The sequence below is a fragment of the Hungatella sp. SL.1.14 genome, assembly GCF_024460495.1.
GTDB lineage: Bacteria > Bacillota > Clostridia > Lachnospirales > Lachnospiraceae > Hungatella > Hungatella hathewayi.
The window spans coordinates 233,995-257,677 of the sequence record NZ_JANFYJ010000001.1 but is presented as its reverse complement, the minus strand read 5'-3'; the positions used below and the strand labels follow the sequence as shown (position 1 = coordinate 257,677).

General features: G+C 47.8%; 27 protein-coding genes. 21 read left to right on the top strand and 6 right to left on the bottom strand.

Annotated features, from left to right (window positions below; genetic code table 11):
• Positions 1 to 31: 31 nt before the first annotated feature.
• Entirely contained in the window at positions 32 to 673 is a 642-nt protein-coding gene (locus NE473_RS01260) for a GNAT family N-acetyltransferase (RefSeq protein WP_055648917.1), read from the top strand.
• Positions 674 to 727: 54 nt separating this feature from the next.
• Here the strand turns inward: NE473_RS01260 and NE473_RS01255 are convergent, their stop codons facing one another.
• Positions 728 to 1,228, bottom strand: coding sequence for a DUF6512 family protein (locus NE473_RS01255; protein WP_055648916.1), 501 nt, complete (start codon positions 1,226 to 1,228; stop codon positions 728 to 730).
• An 88-nt stretch (positions 1,229 to 1,316) separates the two neighbouring features.
• On the opposite strand from NE473_RS01255, the gene NE473_RS01250 reads away from it, so the two are divergent.
• The 6 genes from NE473_RS01250 (at position 1,317) to NE473_RS01225 (ending at position 8,647) form a co-directional block, all read left to right on the top strand.
• Positions 1,317 to 1,775: a GNAT family N-acetyltransferase gene (locus NE473_RS01250; RefSeq protein ID WP_055648915.1), complete on the top strand. Its 459-nt coding sequence runs from the start codon at positions 1,317 to 1,319 to the stop codon at positions 1,773 to 1,775.
• A 310-nt stretch (positions 1,776 to 2,085) separates the two neighbouring features.
• On the top strand, positions 2,086 to 3,951 hold the full coding sequence (locus NE473_RS01245) for a TIGR03960 family B12-binding radical SAM protein (RefSeq protein ID WP_055648914.1): 1,866 nt from the start codon (positions 2,086 to 2,088) through the stop codon (positions 3,949 to 3,951).
• Positions 3,935 to 4,645 (top strand): TIGR03936 family radical SAM-associated protein, encoded by a 711-nt coding sequence (locus NE473_RS01240; RefSeq protein WP_055648913.1) that lies wholly within the window; start codon positions 3,935 to 3,937, stop codon positions 4,643 to 4,645. The genes NE473_RS01245 and NE473_RS01240 overlap by 17 nt, the downstream gene beginning before the upstream one ends.
• Positions 4,638 to 5,840: a ribonuclease E/G gene (locus NE473_RS01235; protein WP_412349892.1), complete on the top strand. Its 1,203-nt coding sequence runs from the start codon at positions 4,638 to 4,640 to the stop codon at positions 5,838 to 5,840. The genes NE473_RS01240 and NE473_RS01235 overlap by 8 nt, the downstream gene beginning before the upstream one ends.
• Entirely contained in the window at positions 5,837 to 7,192 is a 1,356-nt protein-coding gene (gene trkA, locus NE473_RS01230) for a Trk system potassium transporter TrkA (protein WP_256265146.1), read from the top strand. The genes NE473_RS01235 and trkA overlap by 4 nt, the downstream gene beginning before the upstream one ends.
• A 15-nt stretch (positions 7,193 to 7,207) precedes the next feature.
• Positions 7,208 to 8,647, top strand: a complete 1,440-nt coding sequence (locus NE473_RS01225; RefSeq protein ID WP_022032505.1) for a TrkH family potassium uptake protein — start codon at positions 7,208 to 7,210, stop codon at positions 8,645 to 8,647.
• A 21-nt stretch (positions 8,648 to 8,668) separates the two neighbouring features.
• On the opposite strand, the gene NE473_RS01220 is transcribed toward NE473_RS01225, so the two are convergent.
• Positions 8,669 to 9,844, bottom strand: coding sequence for an MFS transporter (locus tag NE473_RS01220; RefSeq protein ID WP_055648912.1), 1,176 nt, complete (start codon positions 9,842 to 9,844; stop codon positions 8,669 to 8,671).
• 228 nt (positions 9,845 to 10,072) lie between these two features.
• Between NE473_RS01220 and rplU the strand changes: the two genes are divergently transcribed.
• The 8 genes from rplU to rsfS all read left to right on the top strand — a co-directional run bounded on the left by rplU (position 10,073) and on the right by rsfS (position 14,307).
• A complete protein-coding gene (gene rplU / locus NE473_RS01215) occupies positions 10,073 to 10,381 on the top strand; it encodes a 50S ribosomal protein L21 (protein WP_022032507.1) in 309 nt (102 codons plus the stop codon).
• 14 nt (positions 10,382 to 10,395) lie between these two features.
• Positions 10,396 to 10,725, top strand: coding sequence for a ribosomal-processing cysteine protease Prp (locus NE473_RS01210; protein ID WP_006777203.1), 330 nt, complete (start codon positions 10,396 to 10,398; stop codon positions 10,723 to 10,725).
• Between the two features lie 3 nt (positions 10,726 to 10,728).
• Positions 10,729 to 11,019, top strand: a complete 291-nt coding sequence (rpmA, locus tag NE473_RS01205) for a 50S ribosomal protein L27 (protein ID WP_002604077.1) — start codon at positions 10,729 to 10,731, stop codon at positions 11,017 to 11,019.
• 74 nt (positions 11,020 to 11,093) lie between these two features.
• Complete coding sequence (gene obgE, locus NE473_RS01200; RefSeq protein ID WP_055648911.1) at positions 11,094 to 12,377, top strand: GTPase ObgE; 1,284 nt, start codon at positions 11,094 to 11,096, stop codon at positions 12,375 to 12,377.
• Positions 12,378 to 12,416: 39 nt separating this feature from the next.
• The gene (yhbY, locus tag NE473_RS01195) at positions 12,417 to 12,710 is read left to right on the top strand and encodes a ribosome assembly RNA-binding protein YhbY (RefSeq protein WP_055648910.1); all 294 of its coding nucleotides are present in this window, start codon (positions 12,417 to 12,419) and stop codon (positions 12,708 to 12,710) included.
• A 35-nt stretch (positions 12,711 to 12,745) separates the two neighbouring features.
• Positions 12,746 to 13,384: a nicotinate-nucleotide adenylyltransferase gene (nadD, locus tag NE473_RS01190; RefSeq protein ID WP_055648909.1), complete on the top strand. Its 639-nt coding sequence runs from the start codon at positions 12,746 to 12,748 to the stop codon at positions 13,382 to 13,384.
• The gene (gene yqeK, locus NE473_RS01185; RefSeq protein ID WP_022032510.1) at positions 13,360 to 13,950 is read left to right on the top strand and encodes a bis(5'-nucleosyl)-tetraphosphatase (symmetrical) YqeK; all 591 of its coding nucleotides are present in this window, start codon (positions 13,360 to 13,362) and stop codon (positions 13,948 to 13,950) included. Before nadD ends, yqeK begins: the two co-directional genes overlap by 25 nt.
• Positions 13,951 to 13,953: 3 nt before the next feature.
• Positions 13,954 to 14,307 carry a ribosome silencing factor gene (rsfS, locus tag NE473_RS01180; protein ID WP_256265145.1) on the top strand — a complete coding sequence of 118 codons (354 nt, stop codon included), beginning with the start codon at positions 13,954 to 13,956 and terminating at the stop codon, positions 14,305 to 14,307.
• A 133-nt stretch (positions 14,308 to 14,440) separates the two neighbouring features.
• Here the strand turns inward: rsfS and lexA are convergent, their stop codons facing one another.
• Entirely contained in the window at positions 14,441 to 15,061 is a 621-nt protein-coding gene (gene lexA, locus NE473_RS01175) for a transcriptional repressor LexA (protein ID WP_039894026.1), read from the bottom strand.
• Positions 15,062 to 15,245: 184 nt separating this feature from the next.
• Here lexA and yneA point away from each other — a divergent pair, with 184 nt between their 5' ends.
• The 4 genes from yneA to NE473_RS01155 all read left to right on the top strand — a co-directional run bounded on the left by yneA (position 15,246) and on the right by NE473_RS01155 (position 17,587).
• Positions 15,246 to 15,563, top strand: a complete 318-nt coding sequence (yneA, locus tag NE473_RS01170; RefSeq protein WP_006777472.1) for a cell division suppressor protein YneA — start codon at positions 15,246 to 15,248, stop codon at positions 15,561 to 15,563.
• Positions 15,564 to 15,884: 321 nt separating this feature from the next.
• Positions 15,885 to 16,205, top strand: a complete 321-nt coding sequence (locus NE473_RS01165) for a PadR family transcriptional regulator (RefSeq protein WP_006776601.1) — start codon at positions 15,885 to 15,887, stop codon at positions 16,203 to 16,205.
• Positions 16,198 to 17,067 (top strand): DUF1700 domain-containing protein, encoded by an 870-nt coding sequence (locus NE473_RS01160; RefSeq protein ID WP_055648907.1) that lies wholly within the window; start codon positions 16,198 to 16,200, stop codon positions 17,065 to 17,067. The genes NE473_RS01165 and NE473_RS01160 overlap by 8 nt, the downstream gene beginning before the upstream one ends.
• Positions 17,060 to 17,587 carry a hypothetical protein gene (locus NE473_RS01155; RefSeq protein ID WP_055648906.1) on the top strand — a complete coding sequence of 176 codons (528 nt, stop codon included), beginning with the start codon at positions 17,060 to 17,062 and terminating at the stop codon, positions 17,585 to 17,587. The genes NE473_RS01160 and NE473_RS01155 overlap by 8 nt, the downstream gene beginning before the upstream one ends.
• Before the next feature lie 142 nt (positions 17,588 to 17,729).
• Here the strand turns inward: NE473_RS01155 and hflX are convergent, their stop codons facing one another.
• On the bottom strand, positions 17,730 to 19,010 hold the full coding sequence (gene hflX / locus NE473_RS01150) for a GTPase HflX (protein ID WP_055648905.1): 1,281 nt from the start codon (positions 19,008 to 19,010) through the stop codon (positions 17,730 to 17,732).
• A gap of 401 nt (positions 19,011 to 19,411) precedes the next feature.
• On the opposite strand from hflX, the gene NE473_RS01145 reads away from it, so the two are divergent.
• Positions 19,412 to 19,807, top strand: coding sequence for a BlaI/MecI/CopY family transcriptional regulator (locus tag NE473_RS01145; protein ID WP_055648904.1), 396 nt, complete (start codon positions 19,412 to 19,414; stop codon positions 19,805 to 19,807).
• Positions 19,804 to 21,510, top strand: coding sequence for a M56 family metallopeptidase (locus NE473_RS01140; RefSeq protein ID WP_081034778.1), 1,707 nt, complete (start codon positions 19,804 to 19,806; stop codon positions 21,508 to 21,510). The genes NE473_RS01145 and NE473_RS01140 overlap by 4 nt, the downstream gene beginning before the upstream one ends.
• 118 nt (positions 21,511 to 21,628) lie before the next feature.
• Here the strand turns inward: NE473_RS01140 and NE473_RS01135 are convergent, their stop codons facing one another.
• Complete coding sequence (locus NE473_RS01135) at positions 21,629 to 22,681, bottom strand: tyrosine-type recombinase/integrase (RefSeq protein ID WP_022032518.1); 1,053 nt, start codon at positions 22,679 to 22,681, stop codon at positions 21,629 to 21,631.
• Positions 22,678 to 23,409, bottom strand: a complete 732-nt coding sequence (locus NE473_RS01130; protein WP_055648903.1) for a tRNA 2-thiocytidine biosynthesis TtcA family protein — start codon at positions 23,407 to 23,409, stop codon at positions 22,678 to 22,680. The genes NE473_RS01135 and NE473_RS01130 overlap by 4 nt, the downstream gene beginning before the upstream one ends.
• Positions 23,410 to 23,683: the final 274 nt, after the last annotated feature.

The window sequence follows — 23,683 nt, the reverse complement described above, 5'->3', positions numbered from 1 at the left end:
CCCATAAACAGAAAGAATGAGGAGCAACTGAATGAGCACGATCATGATTCGCAACGAAAAAGAAACCGATTACAGCGTGGTAGAAGAAATTACCAGAAAAGCATTTTATAATATTTACGTTCCGGGGGCTACAGAGCATTATCTGGTTCATATCATGCGTCAGCATGAGGATTTCATTCCGGAGCTGGATTTTGTGATTGAGCTGGATGGCAGGGTAATCGGAAATATTATGTATACAAAAGCCAGATTAATTGATGAAGCCGGAACAGAAAAAGAGATTCTCACCTTTGGACCGGTCAGTATTGATCCGGAATATCAGAGGGCAGGGTACGGCAAGCTGCTGCTCGAACATTCCTTTGAACAGGCGGCACGGTTGGGATATGACGTGATTGTCATATTCGGAAGTCCCATGAACTATGTAAGCCGTGGGTTTAAAAGCTGTAAAAAGTATCATGTCTGTATTGAGAATGGTAAATATCCGGCAGCAATGATGGTAAAAGAGCTCATTCCCCATGCACTCGACGGCAGGAAATGGTTTTACTACGACAGCCCTGTTATGGTCGTTTCTGAAGAAGAAGCGCAGAAGTATGATGATACGCTGGAAAAGCTGGAAAAGAAATTCCTTCCCAGTCAGGAGGAATTTTATATCATGAGTCACTCGTTTATTGAGTAATGTCCAGGACCTGTCATACCTCTGCAGCACTTCCCTGATCAGAGATGAGTACCGCTATGGTTCCGCGAATAATCCAATCCCCGGCGGATTGTAAGTAAAGATAAAAAATAACAGCATCAGGAGGATAACCGCTGCTGCCAGCAGTGTTTCATACTTACCGGCTTTGCTGCCTGGAGTCAGGCGGTAAGCCAGATAAAAGGCGGCCAGCACGCTTATCAGAAACGTCAGAATATCCAGGGACAGAAGATGAAACCCCAAAACTCCGGAATACGTGTAAAAAATAATGGGAATCAGGGCACAGCCGGCCAGATTGCCAAGGGCCAGCGCAGATACGACACCTGGTTCTTCCTTCCGGAGACAGGCAGACATCCACAGAGAGTAAAACAGCATTGGAAAAAACAGCAGTTTCATGTGCTCCCAGGTGGATTCCCCTACCGGAGAAAACAGTCCGGCCAGAAAACAGTTTCCGGAAAACTGATAGAGGAAATGGGAGAGTGTGCCTGTCACAGATACAAAGAGGATTCCGATTAATGTACAGCGTTTGAGACGATTCATAGAAGACCTCTGTAAACAATGGAATTAATCTATCTTATGCAGCCGGAAGCGCTGCTGATCATCGAAAACGATACAGGAGAAGAAGCGAATGGAGATACGAAAAATCAGAGAATACCGGGAACTGGCAGATCAGGCGGCAGTGTGGTTTCATTCTAAATGGGGAGTTCCTACCGAAGCGTACAGAGAGAGCATCCATGACTGCCTGACTCAGAAAAAACGGGTTCCACAATGGTATGTTGTGATGGAGAATGATGAGATAATTGGCGGTACAGGTGTGATAGAAAATGATTTCCATGAGCGCAGGGATCTGACGCCTAATATCTGTGCCTTATATGTTGAAGAAAAACACCGCTGCAAAGGCATTGCGGGGAAATTGCTTGCATTCGTCTGCAGCGATATGAGCCGTCTGGGGATAGACACTCTCTATCTTGTTACAGACCACACAGCCTTTTATGAGCGGTACGGTTGGAAATTCCTCTGTATGGTGCAGGAAGAGGGAACGCCTGATATGATAAGAATGTATATTCATAAAAACGGACAACAGTAAATATTCTCAAGAAAAAAGTAAAATATGACCGCGGCTTTGGGTTGTTTGAGAGATCTGCCGAATAGTGTTGCTTAATACAGGGATATGCCTTATAATTAAGCTTTGTAGCATATTGTTTTATCCCGTATTGTGCAGTTGGGATAAAAAATATTGTTGTTTTTTTAAGGGGCCTGATTTTCTTCAAAAAAAGGGGTGAAACAGGAGCAAACAGGAGCAGATAAGGATGGAATCCCTCGCTCTTTTCAATTCAGACTGGCCCTTGGCATAAAGTAAAATACTGTGTAAACAGCACATTAAATAAGGAAAAATCATGAGAAAACTAGCGTTAAACGATGAAATACTATTAAGCATTCAACAGCCTGCCCGTTATATCGGTGGTGAGGTAAATACAGTGACGAAAGATCCGGCCAAAGCAGACATCCGCTTTGCCATGTGTTTCCCGGATGTTTACGAGATCGGTATGTCCCATCTCGGCATGCAGATCCTTTACGATATGTTCAACCGCAGGGAAGACATCTATTGTGAACGGGTCTATTCCCCCTGGACAGACTTGGATAAAATCATGAGGGAAAAAAACATCCCGCTGTTCGCCCTGGAATCCCAGGATCCGATCCGCGAATTTGACTTTTTAGGAATCACGCTGCAGTATGAGATGTCCTATACAAACATCCTGCAGGTTCTGGATCTGGGACATATTCCGCTTCATGCTGCGGACCGGAGCGAGGAAGATCCCATCGTCATCGGCGGCGGTCCGTGTGCCTATAATCCGGAGCCTCTGGCCGACTTCTTCGATATGTTCTATATCGGGGAAGGTGAGACCGTATATTTCGAACTGATGGACTGCTATAAGGAAAATAAGAAGCAGGGCGGAAGCCGCCGCCAGTTTCTGGAACAGGCTGCCGGGATTACAGGTATCTATGTTCCGGCTTTTTACGATGTGGAATACCACGAAGACGGAACCATAAAGAGTTTCCATCCCAATAACAGCCATGCGAAGGAGACCATCACGAAACAGCTGGTCGTCAACATGGACGACGCTTATTATATTGAAGCTCCGGTAGTCCCTTTTATCAAGGCGACTCAGGACCGGGTAGTTCTGGAGATTCAGAGAGGCTGCATCCGAGGCTGCCGTTTCTGTCAGGCGGGCAACGTATACCGCCCGCTTCGGGAGCACAGTCTGGAATATTTAAAAGATTACGCATATAAGATGCTTAAAAGCACCGGACACGAGGAGATATCCTTAAGTTCCTTAAGTTCCAGCGACTATACGTATCTGGAAGGACTTGTGAATTTCTTGATCGATGAATTTAAGGGACAGGGCGTGAATATTTCACTGCCGTCTTTAAGAATCGATGCGTTTTCCTTAGACGTTATGAGCAAGGTCCAGGATGTGAAGAAAAGTTCTCTGACCTTTGCACCGGAGGCGGGTTCCCAGCGGCTGCGCGACGTCATCAACAAGGGATTGACGGAAGAAGTGATCTTACAGGGGGCGAGAGACGCCTTTTACGGCGGCTGGAACCGTGTCAAGCTGTATTTTATGCTGGGACTTCCGACAGAGACAAAGGAAGACATGGAAGGCATAGCAGAGCTCTCCGAAAAGGTGGCGGAAGTCTACTATGAGATTCCCAAGGAGCAGCGAAACGGCAAGGTCAACGTGGTAGCCAGTTCGTCCTTCTTCGTGCCAAAGCCGTTTACTCCGTTCCAGTGGGCGCGTATGTGTACGAAAGAGGAATTTATTGAAAGAGCCTATATCGTCAAGGATAAGTTCCGTCAGATGAAGAATCAGAAAAGCTTAAAGTACAATTACCACGAGGCGGATTTAACCGTATTGGAAGGCGTTCTTGCAAGGGGTGACAGAAAGACCGGCGCACTGATCGAGGAAGCTTATAAAAACGGAGCCATTTATGATTCCTGGTCTGAGTACTTTGATAACCGGATCTGGATGAAGGCATTTGAAACCTGCGGACTTTCCATCGATTTCTATACGACGAGAGAGCGCAGCCTGGAAGAAATATTCCCGTGGGATTTCATCGACGCGGGTGTTTCCAAAGACTTCTTAAAGAGAGAGTGGCAGAATGCCATCGGAGAAAAATTGACGCCAAACTGCCGTCAGAAATGTTCTGCGTGCGGAGCGATGCGTTTTGGAGGAGGTGTCTGCCATGAAGGTAAGAATTAAGTTTTCGAAGCAGGGACCCGTAAAGTTTATCGGCCACCTCGATGTTATGCGTTATTTTCAGAAAGCCATGCGGCGTGCCGCCATCGATATCAAATACAGCGAGGGCTTCAGCCCCCATCAGATTATGTCGTTTGCAGCCCCTCTGGGTCTGGGGCTTACAAGCAACGGAGAGTATATGGACATCGAAGTCAATTCCATGACTGACTGCGAAACCATGAAGAACCAGTTAAATGAAGTGATGGTGGAAGGAATTCAAATTCTGGAATGCCACAAGCTGGAAGACCGGGCGAAAAATGCAATGTCCATCGTAGCGGCCGCAGATTATACCCTTACCTTCCGCGAAGGAAAAGCCCCCTCTGATCCGGAAGTCTTTTTCAAAGGACTGGAGGAATTCTACCGGCAGGACCAGATTATCACTGTAAAGAAGACGAAAAAAGGGGAGCGGGAGATGGACTTAAAGCCCGCCATCTATGAACTTTCCACGGAAGGCGGCCGCATCTTTATGAAGGTTTCCGCCGGAAGCCAGGACAACTTAAAACCGGAGCTGGTCATGGAGACGTACGACCGCTGGCGCGGCGAGTCCTGTCCGGAATTCGCCTTCCTCATTCAGCGTGAAGAAGTCTATGGCAATATCGGAGATGAAGAACTTAAGAATCTGGTACCTCTGGGGCTTATAGGTGAAGCAGTTGAATAAACTTATCATTACGAAATGGAACGGCATGGTCTTAACTATGGTTCAGTCTGAAGGTTCTGCCGTTTCACTGAACCTCGAACCGGGGGAAGAGCGTTCCATTCTCGGCAATATTTATATTGGAAAAGTTAAAAACATTGTAAAAAACATAGGAGCCGCCTTCGTCGAGATCGGAGACGGCTGCATGGGATATTTAAATCTTGCGGACGGTTTCATTCACCACGCGTCCGCAGGCGGAGCGGACGGGAAGTTAAGGGTCGGTGATGAAATCGTCGTTCAGGTCGAACGCGACGCCGTCAAGACTAAGGCGCCCGTCCTTACCGGCAACTTAAACTTTACGGGACGTTACATCGTCCTGACAGCCGGGAAACGGCAGCTGGGATTTTCCTCGAAGCTGTCGGATATGGAGTGGAAGAAACAGATAAAGCCCATTCTGGAAGCAGAAAAGGAAGAGGATTTCGGTATTATTGTGAGAACAAATGCGCCGGAAGCCTCTTTTGATGCGATTCTGGAAGAATTAAGAAGCTTAAAGGCACTGTACCGCAAGGTAATGGGAGATGCCGTTCACAGAACCTGCTTAAGTCTCCTTTACCAAACGCCTCCTGCCTATTTAGCAGATATTCGGGACAGCCTTCACGGTTCTCTGGAATCCGTGGTGACGGATGAGCCCGATATCTACGAGGCCATAAAGGTTTATCTGGAAACGTTTCAGCCGGAAGATCTTAAAAAGCTTACGTTCTATGACGATGCCCTGCTGCCTCTGTTCAAGCTTTTCAAGGTGGAAAAAGCCATGGATGAGGCGCTCGGAAAACGGGTCTGGCTGAAATCCGGCGGTTATCTCGTCATCGAGCCCACGGAGGCGCTCTGCGTCATCGATGTCAACACCGGTAAGTATTCCGGTAAAAAGAATCTTCACGATACAATCATGAAGATCAACACGGAAGCGGCCGTCCAAATTGCCCGCCAGCTGCGGCTGCGCAACTTATCGGGAATCATCATCATCGATTTCATCGATATGGAGACGGAAGAGGACCGGCAGGAACTCTTAACAGTATTGTCGAGAGCCTTGTCAAAGGACCCGGTAAAGACGTCAGTCGTGGAAATTACAAAACTGAATCTGGTGGAAGTCACCAGAAAAAAAATACGCAGGCCGTTCCATGAACAGGCCGCGCTTATAAAGGGGAAGGCAGAATCATGAAAATCATAATTGTCGGGTGCGGGAAGGTTGGAACCACCCTGGCCGAGCAGTTAAACAACGAACACCATGACATCACAGTTATCGATAAAAACACATCGGTGATCAATGCGGTCACAGAACGAATCGATGTCATGGGTGTTGTGGGAAATGGTGCGGTTTACAAGGTTCAGATGGAGGCGGGGATTCAGGATACTGATTTGCTCATTGCCACCACCAATTCAGACGAGCTGAATATGCTCTGCTGTCTGATTGCCAAAAAAGCGGGTAACTGCCATACGATTGCGAGAATCCGGAATCCGGAGTACAGTACGGAGACCCGTTATATCCGGGAGGAGTTAGACCTTTCCATGGCCATCAATCCGGAGATGGCCGCCGCCATGGAGATTTCCAGACTGCTCCGTTTTCCGTCGGCCATCAAGATCGATACGTTCGCCAAGGGCCGGATTGAAATCCTCAAATTTCTCGTTCCCGACCACTCGAAGCTCCATGCCATGAAGGTTCGCGACGTCCTGGACAAGCTGCACTGCTCCGTCTTAATCTGCGCAGTGGAGAGGGGAGAGGAGGTCATCATTCCAAGCGGTGATTTCCAGATGCAGTCAGGCGATAAGATCTCCATCATTGCGCCTCCTGCGGAATCCACGGAATTCTTTAAACAGGCCGGAATCATCAATAACACCATCAAAACCGCCATGTTTGTGGGCGGCGGCAAGATTACGTATTACGTGGCAAAGCTTCTGGAAAATACGAAGATTCAGATTAAAATTATAGAACAGAACGTCGAGCGCTGCAACGAGCTCAGCGAGCTGCTGCCGAAAGCCATGATTATCCACGGAGACGGTTCTGATCAGGAGCTGCTTCTGCAGGAGGGCATCCGCCAGACGGAGGCATTCGCATCCCTGACCGGTTTCGACGAGGAAAACATCATGCTGTCCCTGTACGCCGCCAGCCAGTCGAAGGCAAAGCTGATTACCAAGGTCAACAAGATCGCCTTTGAGAATGTCATCAATTCCATGAATCTGGGCAGTGTGATCTATCCGAAGCTGATTACCTCTGATTCCATCTTACAGTATGTGCGCGCCATGCAGAATTCCATGGGAAGCAATGTGGAAACGCTCTATAAGATCGTGGCAAACCGCGCCGAGGCGCTGGAATTCCGCGTGACGAACAATCCGGCCATCGTCGGTATTCCTCTGGAAAAGCTCCGGTTAAAGGACAATCTTCTCGTTGCCTGCATCAACCGCAACGGTAAGATCAGAAGCCCCCGCGGAAAAGACGTGATTGAGGCCGGAGACCGGGTAATCATCGTTACCACCACAACCGGATTAAATGATTTAAAGGATATACTAAAGTAAGAAAAGGCGAAGGAAATGAATAAAAAAATTATCTTCTATCTCCTGGGATGGATTATGAATATGGAAGCCATCTTTATGCTGCTTCCCTGTGCAGTTGCCGTTATTTACCGGGAAAGCAGCGGGATCTGGTTTCTGGCTGTTATGGCCGTATGCGGATCGGCCGGTCTCTTTCTGACACGCAGGAAACCGGATAACATGGTATTCTTCGCCAAAGAGGGTTTTGTCTCTGTCGCGTTAAGCTGGATTGTACTCAGTTTTTTCGGCTCCCTTCCGTTCTATTTAAGCAGGGAAATCCCCCGCTTTGAAGATGCCATGTTCGAGGTGATCTCCGGCTTTACCACCACGGGAGCCAGTATACTGCCGGATGTGGAAAGCCTGTCCCACTGCATGCTCATATGGAGGAGTTTTACACACTGGATCGGAGGCATGGGGGTTCTCGTATTTATCCTCGCAGTTCTGCCTCTGGCCGGCGGCTATAATATGTATCTCATGAAAGCGGAGAGCCCGGGGCCATCCGTCGGCAAACTGGTTCCGAAGGTAAAGTCCACCGCTAAGATTTTATATGGAATTTATTTCTTCATGACAGTCGTGGAGATCCTCCTCCTGCTGGCCGGCGGCATGCCGTTATTCGACTCGCTGGCGACCGGCTTCGGCACGGCCGGTACCGGTGGATTCGGAATCAAAAACAGCAGTATTGCCTATTACGACAGCTATTATCTGCAGGGAGTCATCACCGTATTTATGATACTCTTCGGCATTAACTTTAATGTGTATTACTTATTCCTGGTTCACCATCCAAAGGATGCGCTGCGCTGTGAGGAGGCCAGGGTATATCTGGGTATTATCGGAGTAACCGTACTCCTCATAACGCTCAATATCCGTGGAAGCTTTACCAGTCTGTTTGCCGCATTCCATCACGCAGCCTTTCAGGTTGCCTCCATTATCACGACGACCGGCTTCTCCACCGTAGATTTTGATAAATGGCCGGAATTCTCCAAGGGCCTGCTTGTCGTATTAATGTTTATCGGCGCCTGTGCAGGAAGTACGGGCGGCGGCATCAAGGTCTCCAGAGTGATTATCCTGCTTAAGACGGTAAAAAAGGAATTATTCTCCCTGCTTCATCCGAGAAGCGTCAAGGTCCTGAAGATTGAAGGAAAGCCGGTTGAGCACCAGGTAATCCGCTCCATCAATACCTTTCTGGTGGCCTATCTGGTGATTTTTATCTTCTCAACCATACTGGTGAGCCTCGATAACTTTGATTTTACTACGAATTTTACCGCCGTGGCAGCCACCTTCAACAACATCGGTCCGGGGCTTGGAGCTGTCGGCCCGACCGGCAACTTTTCAGGCTTTTCCGCCCTGTCGAAATGGGTCATGATGTTCGACATGCTGGCCGGGCGCCTGGAGGTGTTCCCGATGCTTTTCCTGTTTGCACCGTCTACATGGAAAAAATAAGGTGTATGGTAACTGAAGCATTTACTTATGGTACAGCCTTCGGTTCACTGCGGAGAGCAGGATTACCAGAACCACATTCACGGCCAGAATACTGATCGCCGCCACAATACCGACACGGTCCGCTGCGCCTCCCACTATCTGCGGTGTCAGAATGCCTCCCATGGCGGATATCGCCGTAAGCACCGACATGCCAAAGGTGGAACCCTGGATCAGCGGCCCTGCGTCTGCAATACAGGTGGGATAGATTCCTGCCAGGAAAAAGCCGAAGCCGGTCAGGGCAAGTGTAATCAGCGGAAGGCTCTTTGTAGAAATTAAAAGGAAAAAGCAGATGCCGCTTCCCAGCGCGTTCAGCAGAATGAGGGAGCTGCGCGCCATTTTACCGGAAAGCGCGGCACAGACCATTCGTCCTGCCATGATAACCAGCCAGGTGACCGATACCAGGGTGGCAGCATACGTCTCACTCATGACGCCGGTATTCTGCAGATACGTGACAAACCAGCCGTTGATACAGTTTTCAACCCCAAGATAAAAGAAAAGGATCAGGGCAATACAGTAGAATTGCAGGGATCTTAAGAAACTCCGGCCGGAGCGACGGCCGGAGTTTTTCTTAAACGCCGAATCTCCGGCCCGTTCATTTAACAGACTATAATCCATGGTACCGTAAGAGACTGCAGACGTTGCCGTGACAACAATCAAAAGGCAGACCACCGACCGCCAGCCAAACCCCAGCCGCAGAAAAACTGCAGTCAGAAACGGCGCCAGGAACGCTCCGACAGCAAAGCTGCAGTGCAGAAGATTCAGTTTGCCTGCCGCCCCTTCGTCATAAATATCGTTGACAGCCGCGTTATTGATGATCGTGACAGAACCTCTCACAAGACCGTAGACCAGCATGATGCCATACATGACAGGAAGCGGCGGCAGGAGCGTAAATCCCAGCAGGCAGACCGGCGCCAGGGCTGTCATCAGAGTGATGGAAGCACGTCTTCCCATCACAGGAACCATAGCAGGGAAAAGAAAGCTGGAGAGGAGATTGCCCACCGCCATTACGGACAGTAAGCCTCCCGCGTACAGAAAGCTGATACCGGCCTCCGCGATCACCGACGGCAGGACCGCGCCGATCACCAGCACCGCCATCCCGCTGACCGAATAGCCGTAGCAGCAGCGGATAAAAATTTGTTTTCTTCTATCTGTTTTCATGGGGATTCCACTCCTTCTCAAATCAAACTTTTTCCATTATACTAGGAAGAAAGTGGAAAAACAAGGTGAAAAGAACCGTAATTTTTTTGCTGTTTTTGATTTATTTATGTTGACTTTGCATGGGACAAATGGTATTATGATACAGTATGCCGCACAATGAGGTTCAAAAGTTTTCGTGTTTTGCGCGAAGCACCACAGTTGGCGAGTAATGATAATAGGAGGTGCCATATGTACGCGATTATTGCAACAGGTGGTAAGCAGTACAAAGTAGCTGAAGGCGATATCATTAAAGTAGAAAAGCTTGGTGTTGACGCTGGTGAAGCAGTCACATTTGACCAGGTACTGGTTGTAAACAACGGCGAATTAGCAGTTGGATGCCCGACCGTAGCAGGTGCTACCGTAACAGGTACAGTTGTGAAGGAAGGCAAAGCAAAAAAAGTCATCGTTTACAAGTATAAGAGAAAATCCGGATACCATAAGAAAAACGGACACAGACAGGCTTATACCCAGGTTAAGATTGATAAGATCAACGCTTAATTCAGGCAGAGACTATGATTAAAGTAACAGTTTTCGAAGATTCAGACAGAGTGGTACGGGGATTTAAGCTTACAGGACACGCCGGATACGGTGAGGAAGGTCAGGACATTGTCTGTGCTGCCGTTTCAGCCCTGGTATTCTCTGCTTATAACTCGATCGAGACTTTCACGGAAGACGATTTTGAGGGGAGCGCCGATGAACGTTCGGGTGACTTTCAGCTGCGTTTTTCAGGAGAGATCAGTCCGGAATCAAAACTCCTTATGAATTCTCTGGTGCTCGGCCTTACGAATATCATGGAATCATACGGGAAACAATATATTAAAATCCGATTTGAGGAGGTGTAAGTGATGTTAAAGATGAACCTTCAATTCTTCGCTCATAAAAAAGGTGTTGGATCTACAAAGAACGGCAGAGACTCCGAGTCTAAGAGGTTAGGTGCTAAGAGAGCCGATGGTCAGTTCGTATTAGCCGGCAACATTCTCTACAGACAGCGCGGCACTCATATCCATCCAGGTCTTAACGTAGGCCGCGGCGGAGATGATACCCTGTTCGCAACAGTGGACGGCGTTGTCAGATTTGAAAGAAAAGGCAGAGACAAAAAGCAGGTTTCTGTTTATCCAAGAGTAATAAGCGAATAATTAGACCGGCTTCATACCTCACCGTATGAAGCCGTTTCTTTTAAAAAGCCAATGGAAAGGAAACAGGTGAATACATGTTTGCCGATAGAGCAAAAATATTTATAAAATCAGGAAAAGGCGGCGACGGCCACGTCAGCTTCCGACGGGAACTCTATGTCCCCTGCGGCGGTCCCGACGGCGGTGACGGCGGCGACGGCGGCGATATCATATTTGAAGTGGATGACGGGTTAAATACCTTAAGTGATTTCCGCCAGGTACGCAAATACGCTGCCCAGGATGGAGAACAGGGAGGCAAGAAACGCTGCCATGGAAAAAACGGCAGTGATCTCATTGTCAAGGTTCCGGAAGGAACGGTTATAAAAGAGTTCGAATCCGGTAAAGTCATAGCCGATATGTCCGGTGAAAACCGGCGGGAAGTCATCTTAAAGGGCGGCCGCGGCGGTCAGGGCAACATGCATTACGCCACTCCAACCATGCAGGCGCCGAAATATGCCCAGCCGGGACAGTCCGGCCAGGAGCTCTGGGTCCAGTTGGAACTCAAGGTTATCGCGGATGTCGGTCTCGTAGGATTTCCGAATGTGGGAAAATCCACGCTGCTCTCCCGTGTCAGCAACGCACGCCCGAAGATTGCCAATTACCATTTCACAACCCTGAATCCACATCTGGGTGTGGTGGATATTGACGGCGGCAAGGGATTTGTTATGGCTGATATTCCTGGCCTGATCGAAGGCGCTTCCGAGGGAGTCGGCCTTGGCCATGATTTCCTCCGCCATATCGAACGGACCCGCGTGCTGGTTCATGTCGTGGATGCCGCATCTACAGAAGGCAGAGATCCGATCGAGGACATTCTGGCCATCAATAAAGAGCTGGAAGCCTACAACCCGGAGCTTATGAAACGGCCGCAGATTATCGCCGCCAACAAAACCGACGTTATTTACGCCGGGGACGAGGATCCGGTAGCAAAGCTGAAGGCTGAATTTGAACCGAAGGGAATTAAGGTTTACCCGATCTCCGCAGTCAGCGGCCAGGGAGTGAAGGAGCTTTTATACGCTGTTTACGATTTACTGCAGACGGTCGATTCCACTCCGGTCATCTTTGAGAAAGAGTTTGACCCGTCGACAATGATTGATCAGACACTGCCGTATACGGTGGAGCAAAACGAAGACGGCATCTATGTCGTAGAAGGACCGCGTATCGAGAAAATGCTGGGATATACGAACCTGGAGTCAGAAAAAGGCTTTTTATTCTTCCAGCGGTTCTTAAAAGAAAACGGAATCCTCGAAGAACTGGAGGAGGCCGGAATCGAAGAAGGCGATACCGTCCGTATGTACGGCCTGGAATTCGACTATTATAAATAGACAAATGATAAAATAGAGAAGTAGTATGATGGAGGAAATATGACAAGCAAGCAGCGTTCTTATTTAAAGGGCTTAGCAATGACGACAGAGCCCATTTTCCAGATTGGTAAATCCAGCATTACGCCGGAGATTACCGCCGCCATCGCGGAAGCGCTGGAAGCGAGGGAACTGATTAAGATTACAGTATTAAAAAACTGCCTCGACGACGGAAATGTAATCGCCGCAACACTGGCTGAGCGCACCCATTCTGAAGTGGTTCAGGTGATTGGAAGAAAAATTGTCCTTTATAAACCGGCGAAGGAAGAGAAGAAGAGAAAGATTGTTCTTCCATAACCTGTCGTACAGCGTGTCGTAAGGAGTTACGGAATATGGGGAAAATCGGAATCATGGGCGGTACGTTCGACCCGATCCATAACGGCCATCTTCTCCTTGGAGAACAGGCCTATGAGGAATACGGTCTGGACCAGATCTGGTACATGCCGTCGGGACAGCCGCCACACAAAAAGGACCACAACGTGACAGCCGGCCGTATCCGGCTGGAGATGACCCGGCTTGCCATGGAGGGTCATGAAGGGTTTACCTGTTCGGATTTTGAAGTCATGCGGAGCGGCAATACCTACACCTCGCAGACTCTTGAAATGCTTCACGGCCTCTATCCCGGCCATACGTTTTATTTCATCATCGGTGCAGATTCCCTCTATGAGATCGAGCACTGGCATGAACCGGAGAAGGTCCTGGCTCAGGCTGTCATCCTGGCGGCGGTGCGGGAATATGAATCGGCAGGCCGCTCCATGGAAAAGCAGATTGCCTATCTTAAAGAAACGTATCAGGCCGACGTCCGCATGCTGCACTGCCGGGAGATCGATATCTCCTCAGCCGAGCTGCGCCGGATGACCGCCCTGGGAGAATCGATCGATGCATTCGTACCCGGGCCGGTGGCCAGGTACATTCAGGAGCATCATTTATATCAGGAGGTAGCGGAATGCAGGAAATCATTGCACAGCTGAGAAGCGCACTAAGTGAAAAGCTGACGCCTTCCAGATACGAACACACCATCAGCGTATCATTTACTGCGGCTGCGCTGGCCATGCGCTATGGCTGCGATTTAGACAAGGCGGAACTGGCCGGCCTGCTCCATGACTGCGCGAAGCATTACAGCAATGATACGATCATCAGGAAATGTGAAAAGCAGAAGATTGCGCTGACGGAGGATGAGAAGAAGGCGCCAGCCGTTCTCCACGCGAAATACGGCGCATGGCTGGCAGAGACGAAATACCATATAACAGATCCGGAGATCCTTTCGGCTATCCGGTGGCACACCACCGGAAGGCCTGGTATGACACTGCTGGAGGAGATCATCTTTACAGCAGATTATATCGAGCCCCGCCGGTACGAGGCCCCCGATTTACCGCTGGTGCGCCCGCTGGCGTTTACGGATCTGAAGGAATGCATCTATCAGATTTTAAAGGACACCCTGGATTATCTGAATGGAAAAGGCTGTTATGTAGATTCCATGACGAATCTGGCATATGATTATTACAGACAGCTTCACGAGGAAAAGAAAGGAAATTAAATTATGAATCATTCTAGCGAGATGGTCAAAGCAGCTTACGCGGCTTTATCTGACAAAAAAGGCGAAGATATCAGTATCATCGATATCCGCAGCGTTTCCGTCATGGCGTATTACTTTATTATAGCAAGCGGTTCCAATTCCAATCAGGTTCAGGCCATGGTAGACAACGTGGAAGAGGAACTCGGCAAGATGGGCTGCACCTGCCGACAGGTGGAGGGCTACCAGTCCGCCAACTGGATTCTTATGGATTACGGTGATATCATTGTACACGTCTTCGACCGGGACAACAGACTCTTCTACGATCTGGAGCGTATCTGGCGGGACGGAAAGAGACTGGATGTCAGCGAACTGGAATAATCGAATAAAACAACGATCAAAGATCAAACCATGCAGTAACAGACAGAACCGGAGAAGAGGTTGACATAAATTAATTATGTCAACCTCTTCTCCGGTTTCTGCCATTTTTATTCGTTTATGAATCACGCAAATTCTAATGGATCCCCAGGCGGAACAATCCGATCACTTTTCCAAGGATCTCCAGGTGATCCACAAGGATGGGTTCCATCTCATCGTTTTCAGGCTGGAGTCGGTAATAGCCGTCCTCCTTGTAAAATCGCTTCACCGTGGCGGAATCATCGACCAAAGCGACGACAATCTCTCCGTCGTAAGCAGTGGAGCACCGTTCCACGATCAATTGATCCCCGTCGAAAATACCGGCGTTAATCATACTGTTTCCCTTTACGTTCAGCATAAAGGTATCTGCATTTGGAAGCAGCTCCACAGGGATGGGATAATAATTCTCAATATTCTCTTCAGCCAGAAGAGGAACACCGGCGGCCACGGTACCGAGAAGCGGCACGTTCACCACCTCACGCCTTGTTAAGTTAAAGCAGTCGTCAATGATCTCGATCGTTCTGGGCTTGGTGGGGTCTCTTCTTATGTATCCCTTTTCCTCCAGAGTCTCCAAATGAGAATGGACGGAAGAGGTTGACTTCAAATGTACCGCTTCACAGATCTCCCTGACAGCCGGCGGATACCCCTTTTTTAAAATGGTTTCTTTGATATATTCTAAAATTTCCTGCTGTTTTGCTGTAATCTTCTCCTGAGCCATATAACACAGCCTCCTCAATCCTTTTTCTTTCTTTAATAGTAACATATGTTCGAAAAAAATGCAAACCTTTGTTCGAAAAAAATGATTTTCTTTCTTGACAAACATTTGTTCGAGTGGTATGATGTTTTCATACAGAACATGTGTTCTGCATTCGTAACAAAAGAGTAACAGGGGGTAATTACAGATGAAAAAAATAATGATTACAATGGCACTAGTTGTTTTGATTCTGTCGAACGTCTGCGGTCATTCTCTGATGAATGCGCTGGCCGATGAAACAGAACTTCCGGAGTCTCAAAAATACTATACCAGCATTGAGATTCAGAAAGGCGATACGCTCTGGGGAATCGCAGATGAGTATGCAGGGAGCTGCAGAATGTCCACTGCTGACTACGTCACTGAATTAAAGAATATGAATGGATTAAAGGAGGATGTAATCCACAGCGGACAGCATCTGACTATCATGTACTGTGTGCCTGTTTCTGAAGTTCTGGCTGAGAGGTGAGAGGTAACGGCAGTGGGAGAAGATCTACTGCGAATATATCTTATGATTGTAACGAAAGGAGCGGAAAGCCGCAGCCTGTCATTCATATACACAGGTGAACATTACACACCTGATTCATAACTGCAACAAGCACCGGCTTCGTATGATCTGTACTCGAATCAGATCATGCGAAGCCGGTGTTTGTTCATGTATCCTGAGGGCCATTGGTGTATCATCTGTCTGAACCTTTCCTGGTTCCGTCAGAAATTCAGTATTTTATTTTAATTAGTACTTGACATTACATAGTAGTATGTATAATATAGTATTAAAGGAGGACTTAACATGAATGCACAGTTTAAAAAAGGAGTCCTTGAACTGGTGGTGCTGGAGTCCGTTAGGAAAAAGGATATGTACGGATACGAGCTGGTAGAAGAGGTATCCAAGGTCATCGATGTGAATGAGGGGACGATTTATCCGCTTTTGAAGCGTCTGACCAACGAGCACTATTTTGAGACCTATCTGCGGGAGTCCACGGAAGGGCCGCCGCGGAAATATTACCATTTAACTGCTGCCGGAGTCCTCTACCGGGAGAAGCTGGAGCAGGAGTGGAACGAATTTCAGCAGCGGGTATGTACATTTTTAAAGGAGCAGAAGGATGAATAAAAACGAATTTTTAGAAGAATTAAACCGGCATCTCCTCGTCCTTGAAGATGAGGAACAGCAGGATATTCTGGAAGAGTACTCCCAACATATTGATATGAAGGTGGAGAGCGGGTTGAGCGAAGAGGAAGCGATCCGCGATTTTGGCAGCGTTAAGGAGCTGGCTGCCCAGATTTTGGAAGCCTACCACGTCAAGGCGGAATTTTCCGGTGGCACGGCAAAAGGAAGCGGCAAGCCGCCTGTAAAGCCCGGAACTGTACAGGGAACGGATCTCCGTGATAAGCTCGTCCGTTTTTGTAAGAAGTTGTTCACCGCGGTACAAAATGGTGCCGTCCATTGTTTTGAGGCGGGAAAAACCCTGGGAAGAAAAGCGGTTTATCTGTTACTCTGTCCCATACGAAAGCTTCGCAGTCTGCTGCGCAGAGAGGAGAGTACTGTGACCGCGAATACGGAAGTAAGAAAGAGAGAGCGAAGAAGAACTGCCTCAGCGAACTCCGCAGGGGCAATCCCCGTCCTGCATACAGTAGGCCGCTCCATCGCCCATGGGTTCCAAAGCGGCTTTCATGGAATCATTCGCCTGTTCCTCTGGTGCCTGCGGTGGTGCTTTAATCTGTTTATGATGTTTCTCGCCCTGTTTGGCGGTTTGTTTGTTCTGGGATCCCTGTTCTGCTTCGGTGTTCTTCTCGTATGGCTGTTCAAGGGATATCCCCTGACAGGCCCCACCCTGGTTCTGTTCGGTTCCGTGCTCTGCAGCGGTGCGTTTACCTGCTTCTGTATCAGTCTGCTGCGCATAAACAGCAAATCAAACCGTTATGAAGCGGAGGAAACCGCTATTGAACTCACAGAGGAGGTACAGGATGCGTAACATACATAAGGCCCTTATCGCAGTTTTCTGCAGTGGAATATTCATTACGGGAATCGGCACCGGAATCGCCCTTTCCGAATTTTCGTCATTTGCCTATTCCGGAAAGACAACGATTGGTGATGTGAAGATGGTAACAGAGAATCTCGACTATTCGTTTCAGCTTCAGGAGGATCAGAAGCTGAGAATATATGGCAATTACTTTTTTTACAGCCATTCGGGTAATCCCACTAAGATTATACCGGATGAGACGGTTCCGGAGAATACCGTTCGTTTTCAGATCACCTATAATGAGCAGGCGGTCTCTCCCTACTTAAGAGATTCGGAGCAGGAATCAGAGGATCCGTTTGTGGGAATTGAATTCGCCTACCTTCAGAATGATATGGAACTCTTTCTGGCGGGCAAGGAACAGCTTCTCGATGATATCAAAAACAGACGGATCGGATCTTACGAAACGGTATCCGTAGACCGCATACGTATTTTCGTTAATCCGGCGTCTGCAGATCTCGTGATCATGGATTAATTCAGTGGTGATTCAGGAGAACAGCCATTGATCAAAAACATATATTCCGAAAAGAAAAGTACCAGAGATACAAAAAACCGTGTGACGGCCTGCTGTATCCGGTACTTTTCTTTATCGGCAGATCAAGTGTTTCATGATATTATCACGTCAAATACTGTTTATATTTCTCTCTGTCGCCCTCCCGGCAGCTGACAGTCAGACAGACTCCCTGTTCCTGATACTCCTGGCTGTGAACCATGGCGCGGCTGTTAAAATAGTGTACCACGTTTCCGTTTTCATAAGGAATCAAAAAACGGGCCTCCTGATATTCAGAAAAGAGAATCTGTTCCATCATACGCAGCAGCTCCGGAATTCCGATGCCGTATTTGGCAGACATATAGATCCGGTTCCCGGAAATTTCAGGGAGAGTTTCCCCCTCCATAACGGAATCGGCCTTGTTCATAATATAGATTCGGGGAATATCACCGGCTCCCAGTTCCTTCAGTGTCTCTTCTGTTACTTCCATCTGTTCTTTGTAGTGCTCATCTGAAAAATCCACTACGTGAAGCAGCAGATCCGCATAGCGAATCTCCTCCAGCGTGGAGCGGAACGCCTTTACCAGGCTGTGTGGAAGCCTGCTGATAAATCCAACCGTATCAGACAGCAGAAAATCCTGGCTGCCGTTCGGCGAGATCTTTCGAACCGTGGTATCCAGAGTGGCAAAAAGCATATCCTTCGCCATGACCATCTTTTCTTCTTTTCCGTTTGACAGCTCCACCAGTTTGTTCAGGAGAGTGGACTTACCCGCATTCGTATATCCAACCAGGGCGGCCTGGGGACAGGTTCCACGGCTTCGCTTTCTTCTCTGAACATTTCGTTCCTGCTCCATCCGTTCCAGTTCACGTCTTAATTCACTGATCCGCCCCTCAATTTTACGCCGGTCAAGCTCAATCTGCTTTTCACCGGATCCCTTGTTGCTTAGAGAACCGCTGGCCCCGCCCTGGCGGCCCAGAGAGTCTCTGAGTCCCATAAGCCGGGGCAGCATGTACTGGAGCCGGGCCGATTCCACCTGCATCCGTGCCTCTTTGGTCTGGGCTCTCCGTGAAAATATCTCCAGGATCAGATACGTGCGGTCCCATACGGGCACATCGATCTCTCTCTGCAGGTTTTTAAGCTGGGAAGGGGACAGGGTATCGTTAAATACCACATAGTCAGCGCGAAGTGTTTCCACCGCCTCCCGAATCTCCCCAACCTTACCGGAACCAATATAGTAAGCGGCATTTATACTGGCCAGATTCTGGTCGATCCTGGCCACTGGTTCCATGTCACAGGCCTTTACCAGATTGTTCAGTTCTTTCATGGATACTTCAAAATCTTGATTCTCATTTAAGCGTACCCCTGCCAGAAGAGCGCGGGGTCTTATGGTCTCATTTAATTGTTTCATATAGTATTCAGCCTCCTTGCTGCGGCATTGTGGTAATTTCAGGTACAAAAAAAGAGATTGTATCTTTGCCAAAACGGCAGACTAAGACACAAAAAACTGTTCCGGTTATCAACACATACAAACTACACAAACCAGGCGTACCGGCAAATGCTTACGGTACTGCACGGTTATGGCGTTGTACATGGTGTCTTATAACGAACAGTTTACTATCTTAATCTAATATACAATCTCTCAGACCTCTGATTTCTATAATTTTCTTTCTGTTGTTCCTGAAATTACCTGACTTGATCATAAGCGTTTCACATCATTCTGTCAAGTATTTTTTCAAAAAGCAGGGAAAAGGCTTGATAGTTTGAGTACAAAATGTTATCATACACTTAGAGTACAAATTGTAATCTTATATGAGGAGGCTGATATTCTTGCATCAAATAACGGAATATGAATTGGAACTGATGAAAATCATATGGGCAAACGGCAATAAAGCTTTATATGCAGATATTGCAAAAGCACTGGAGGACAGGGGAACGCCCTGGACGAAAAATACAATTATTACATTATCTTCCAGACTGATTGCCAAAGGTTTTTTGAAAACGGCCAAGATCGGGCGCCGAAATGAATATATCGCCATCGTTTCCGAATCGTCGTATCAGACGGCACAGGCGGAGACCTTCCTGGAGAAAATCTATGAGGGCAATGCAAAAGGGCTTGTATCCACATTAATTGAAAAGGATCTGCTTTCTGCTGAAGATATGGAAGATTTGAGAAGATATTGGGAGGGGGGAGAGAGCGGTAAATGACCGAGATCCTAAAAACCGTATTGTCCCTTTCCCTGTCCGGCTCCCTGTTAATACTCCTTCTGTTTCTGCTCCGTCCGGTGATTAAGGAGCGGCTGAGCAAGCGGTGGCAATACTATATTTGGCTGGTAGTCGCCGCCCGTCTGATGCTGCCTTTTGCACCGGAAGAAAACTTCATGGGAACATTTTTTCAAGGAATTGACAGGGCCGTCACGCAGACAGAGTTGGCGGCTCCAACCGGACAGCAGACCGCTGTGGCCGGTATTTCTTCAGCGGAATACAAAGCTGACGGATCCAAAAAGCTGCATCATGAACAAAGAAAACCCATGAAATCCGCCGGCATTCTGGCACGCATCATATCATCGGCCATGTGGAAACATCTGTGGCCCGGCTGGTTCGCCATTGCTCTCATCCTGTTAATTCGGAAAATCACGATCTACCAGGACTTTGTAAAATATATTCGGGCCGGCAGCGAAGAAGCAGGAGATATCGACCTGTTGGAGCGTTTTGGAAAACTTGTGGAAAAAAGCAGGGTGAAAAATACGGTGGAGCTTTGCACGAACAGCCTCATTTCATCACCGTTACTCATCGGATTTTTCCATCCCTGTATCGTACTTCCGACAGCCGACTTATCATCCTCCGATTTTGAATATACGATTCTGCATGAATTGACGCACTATAAACGACGGGATATGTTTTATAAGTGGCTGATACAGTTAATTGTGTGCGTGCATTGGTTTAATCCGCTTGTTTACCTGATGAGACGTGAAATCGACCGGGCCTGTGAGCTGTCCTGCGACGAAGCTGTCATAAAGACCCTTGACCCGGGCGGGCGGAAAGCCTATGGAGATACCTTACTGCATGCTATGGGGGCCGGAGGACGTTACAGGGATTCTCTTGCCTCCGTGACGCTCAACGAAAGCAGGGAATTATTGAAAGAGAGGTTAGATGCGATTATGAGATTTAAAAGAACAACTCGCTTAACTGCGGCAGTTTCGGCTGCCCTGGTTTTAGTATTGAGTTTTACTGCAGCTGTGACCGGTGCTTATGCGGCTTCTCCTGATGCAGAAAATACAGTGGTAATAAATCTGAGCAATGAGGGGCAGCACAGTGTGATACATTCCTCAAGCTTTGAGGCAAAGGACGGACAGATTCTGACCCTGAAAATCACCTCTTCCATAAAGGGGGCTGCGGATTTATTTTTATTCTCTCCATCCAATCAGGAACAGCGCATTCCGATCGGAGGCAACAGTGAGACAAAGACAATCCCATTATCGGAGGGCAGATGGTCTTACAACTGCACAGGTTTTTTCGACAGCGGAACTATCTCCATAGTGGGTACGTTATCCTCTGCACAGTCTGCGGCGGCAGAAGCGGCGGGAGATGCCCCCTCCGGCCTTACTGCAACCGATCCCGATCCAAATGATATGATTGTAATAGATTTAAGCGATGAAGGGCAAAAATGCATTGTGCATTCCTCTGGCTTTGAGGCAAAAGACGGACAGATTCTGACCCTGGAAATTACATCTTCCATAAACGGCAGCGTAGATTTGTTTTTATTTTCTCCGTCCAACCAGGAGCAGCGCATTACCATGGGCGGCAGCAGCGAAACCAAAACCATTCCTTTATCAGAAGGCAGATGGTCCTACAACTGCACAGGCTTTTTCGACAGTGGAACTATCTCTATAGCAGGGACTTTACAGTAAATCTTCAGCATATAAATATTCTCCTCTGTTAAAAATGGAAGAGAGAATTGGATCGATTCCGACCAAATTCTCTCTTCCTGACCCTGACTCCAAAGATCCATAGATACTGATACGATTCTCAGTCCTCACGAAGCCGTACCTTATTCCGCGCACTGCGCCGCCGCTCATCTTCAAGAGCCGCATAATGTTTTTTCGTCGTATTAACATCCGCGTGCCCCAGCACATCCGCGACCAGGTAAATGTCATTGGTCTCCTTATACAAATTAGTTCCATAGGTGCTGCGCAGTTTATGAGGCGTAATTTTCTTTAAAGGCGTCACGATCCGCGCATATTTTTTAACCAGATTTTCCACGCTGCGCACAGCCAGTCTTTTTCTCTGAAGGGACAAAAACAGTGCCGATTCGTGGCCTTCCTCCGCAATGATCATTTTCCGTTCTTCCAGATAATCGTTCAGAGCGTCTTCAACCTCAGAACCGAAATACACGGTTACTTCCTTTCCGCCCTTTCTGTGAATCCGGATTCCGCCATTTTTAAAGTCTACGTCGTCAATATCCAGGCCAACACACTCGGACACACGGATTCCGGTCCCCAGCATCAGCGTAAGCAGCGCCAAATCGCGCAGCTTCGTCTTCTCATGATAGCTTTTCTGTTTCTCCGTAAGCGCCTCCCCTTTTTCCACTTCATCGAGGAGAAGAGCGACCTCATCCACGTCGAGACGGATTATCTCCTTTTCATGGAGTTTCGGGAGCTGTACTAAAGCGGCCGGGTTGTTTACAAGCCGTTCATTTCGGTAATAATAGTTGTAGAAGCTCTTCAAGGAAGAAATTTTCCGCATAATTCCGCGTTCCTTGTTGGTTATTTCCTGATTCTTATCATTGAAACGGTATTTTAGGTACTCCATATATTCTTCCATATCTACAAGCTTCAGATTGTCGAGATGATCCAGACTGATATCCTTCATATCCATCTTCGCAATCACAGGATTCTCTTTCAGAAGAAAATCGAAGAATACCTTTAAATCATACGCATAGGCAATTCTGGTCCTGGAAGAGGTGCGTGGCTCGATTCCGCGAAAGAAATCGGCGCAGAAGGGCGGAAGTTCCCGGATCAGTTCTCTTAGATGCTTGACATTCTCAATATCTCTCTGCTGATGGTAGGAGAGTGTGTTCATGACAGCTGCCCCCTTTCCGGCCATCCCTCAATCGTTCCATCGACAATTGCATGGAAGAGACGGTCCTTAACGCCAGGATTTTCCTGTTCCAATGTTTTCGTTAGTTTTTTAACATATTCCCGTTTTGTATGACCATCCACCGGACACGGATTTTTGCATACGGGTAAATCGTATTTATTCTTAAAGCCAATCACGTCAGCCTCCTTCACGTAGATCATTGGACGGATCACGGTCAATCCCGTGCGGTCCAAATACGTGCTGGGCGAAAATGCGTAAAACCGGCCTTCATAAATTAACGACAACAACATGGTTTCAATCAAATCCTCACGGTGATGCGCATATGCAATTTTGTTGCAGCCAAGCTTGATGGCAGCATCATTTAAAGCACCTTTGCGGAGCTTCGCACAGAGTGCGCATGGATTAGATTCTTTGCGCGTCTCAAACAATATTTTTCCAATTTCCGTAGAAACTATCGTATAGGGAACGGAAAATCGCTCACAGAGTTCTTTAACAGGAGATAAGTCAAAGTCTCCAAAGCCTAAATCCACCGTAATGGCTGATAATTCAAAACGCTTTGGATAAAATTGTTTTAACCCCTGCAGCGCATATAACAAAGTAAGGCTGTCTTTACCGCCGGATATACCGACAGCAATGTGATCGCCGTCCTCAATCAGATGGTAGTAGTCGATCGCCTGGCGGGTGAGACTGTATAGCCGTTGAAGTTTCATGTAAAATGGCTCCTTTATGTAATTGGTGTAAAACGGTGCTTTTGTGCGCCAACTATTCGTTAAAGATCTACTTGTTGCGAATAGTCGCAAGGGGCGCGACATTCATTCTCACGCAGGAGCGCCCCACGTATTGCTACTATTTGCAAAAGTTGTTTTTAACGAATTAGTTGATCTACTCTACATATATTACCAGAACCCCGTCTATTATACAAGAACGTATTACCTCACAATTTCCATACCATTTTACCATTTGAGATTGTGATGCACTGAGATA